Here is a 2,366-nt window from a genome sequence, read left to right on the forward strand (position 1 = left end):
CTTCGAGCCCGATCTGATCACGATGGCGAAGGGCCTCACGTCGGGCTACGTGCCGATGGGTGCCGTCGGCATTCACGAGCGCGTGGCGCGGCCGATCATCGACAACGGCGAATTCAACCACGGCCTCACGTACTCGGGGCACCCGGTTGCAGCGGCCGTCGCGGTCGCGAACCTGAAGCTGCTGCGCGACGAAGGGATCGTCGAGCGCGTGAAGAACGACACGGGCCCGTACTTCCAGGCGCTGATGCGCGAAACCTTCGCGCATCACCCGATCGTCGGCGAAGTGCACGGCCACGGCCTCGTCGCGAGCCTGCAGCTCGCTGAAGCGCCGGCCGAACGCCGCCGCTTCGCGAACGGCGGCGACGTCGGCACGATCTGCCGCGACTTCTGCTTCACCGGCAACCTGATCATGCGCGCGACCGGCGACCGGATGCTGCTGTCGCCGCCGCTCGTGATCTCGCGCCAGGAAATCGATGAACTCGTGTCGAAGGCGAAGAAGGCCGTCGATGCAACCGCCCAGCAACTGGGTATTTCGTAACGGCCTTGCCTACAGGCGTGCGGCGGGCGCCGCACGCTGCCATAACTCAAGGGAATTCCACCATGCGTGCCTGCTTACTTCGCCAAGCCTGTTCTGTTGCCGCCCTCGCCGCCGCGGCAGCGTTCACGTCGGTCGCCAGCCCGTCGGCGCATGCCGCCGACGAGCTGAACGTCTACAACTGGTCCGACTACATCGCACCGGACACGATCCCGAACTTCCAGAAGCAGACGGGTATCCACGTCAAGTACGACAACTACGACAGCGACGACACGCTTCAGGCGAAGCTGCTTGCCGGCAGTTCGGGCTACGACATCGTCGTGCCGACGTCGAACTACATGGCCAAGCAGATCCAGGCCGGCGTGTACCAGAAGCTCGACAAGTCGAAGCTGCCGAATCTCGCGAACCTCGATCCGCTGCTGATGAAGATGATCGCGGATGCCGATCCGGGCAACCAGTACGGCGTGCCCTGGGCCTACGGCACGGACGGCATCGGCTACAACGCGCAGGCTGTGAAGAAGGCGCTCGGCGACAAGGCGCCGGTCGACAGCTGGGCACTGGTGTTCGATCCGGCCAACATGGAAAAGCTGAAGGGCTGCGGCGTGTCGTTCCTCGACCAGGCCGTCGACGTGTTCGCCGCCACGCTGCAATACATGGGCAAGAACCCGAACAGCACGAACCCGGGCGACTACCAGGCTGCCTTCGAAGTCCTGAAGAAAGTCCGCCCGTACATCACCCAGTTCAACTCGTCCGGCTACATCAACGACCTCGCGAACAACGACGTATGCGTCGCGCTCGGCTGGTCGGGCGACGTCGGCATCGCGCACCGCCGCTCGTCGGAAGCGAAGCGTTCGTACGACATCAAGTTCTCGAACCCGAAGGAAGGCGGCCTGCTGTGGTTCGACGTGATGGTGATCCCGAAGGATGCGCCGCACCCCGAGGCCGCACTGAAGTGGATCAACTACGTGTCCGATCCGAAGGTCAACGCGGCGATCACCAACACGGTGTTCTACCCGACCGCGAACAAGGCTGCGCACCAGTTCGTCACGCCGGCCGTCGCGCAGGACCCGACCGTCTACCCGCCTGAAGACGTGCTGAAGAAGATGGTGCTGATGAAGCCGATGCCGGCCGACATCCTGCGCCTCGAGAACCGTCTGTGGGCCCAACTGAAGACCGGCCACTGATCGCCATGCATTCCGGCGGCGCAGGCATCGCTCCACGCCTGCCCGCCTGAGATCCGCGGACCTCCGTCCGCCCGCGCGCGCCGCGCGCACTGTTCCATCCGGCACGAGCCGTTGTCCGCGAGTCGCATTGTGCGCCTCGTGCGGGGGCGCTCACGCCTGCAATCCGTGAAGAACGAATGGTGAATCCCATGCAATCGATACCCTCTTCCGCTGCTGCACGACAGACCCAACCGGCCACCGCGGCCCGTACGCAAAACGACGCGTTCGTGCGAATCGAAAACGTCGTGAAGAAATTCGGCGACAGCACGGCCGTCGACAACGTGAACCTGACGATCGCGAAGAACGAGCTGTTCGCGCTGCTCGGCAGCTCCGGCTGCGGCAAGTCGACGCTGCTGCGCATGCTCGCCGGGCTCGAGACGGCTACCTCCGGCAAGATCTTCGTCGACGGCGAAGATCTTGCATCGCTGCCGCCGTATCGCCGCCCGGTGAACATGATGTTCCAGTCGTACGCGTTGTTCCCGCACATGTCGGTCGAATCGAATGTCGCGTTCGGCCTGAAGCAGGAAGGCACGCCGAAGAACGAGATCAAGGAGCGCGTGGCCGATGCGCTCGCGCTCGTGCAGATGAGCAAGTATGCGCAGCGCAAG

General features: G+C 64.3%; 3 protein-coding genes. All 3 read left to right on the plus strand.

Annotated features, from left to right (window positions below; genetic code table 11):
* Positions 1-538 (plus strand): aminotransferase class III-fold pyridoxal phosphate-dependent enzyme (locus B7G54_RS37685; RefSeq protein ID WP_133059274.1); only part of this gene is annotated, 538 nt, incomplete at its 5' end.
* Between the two features lie 62 nt (positions 539-600).
* Positions 601-1,719, plus strand: coding sequence for a polyamine ABC transporter substrate-binding protein (locus B7G54_RS37690; RefSeq protein ID WP_085043681.1), 1,119 nt, complete (start codon positions 601-603; stop codon positions 1,717-1,719).
* 188 nt (positions 1,720-1,907) lie between these two features.
* Positions 1,908-2,366: ABC transporter ATP-binding protein (locus tag B7G54_RS37695; RefSeq protein ID WP_133059275.1), on the plus strand; the 459-nt coding region annotated here is incomplete at its 3' end.

Origin of the sequence: Burkholderia puraquae (assembly GCF_002099195.1) — a bacterium.
Lineage (GTDB): Bacteria > Pseudomonadota > Gammaproteobacteria > Burkholderiales > Burkholderiaceae > Burkholderia > Burkholderia puraquae.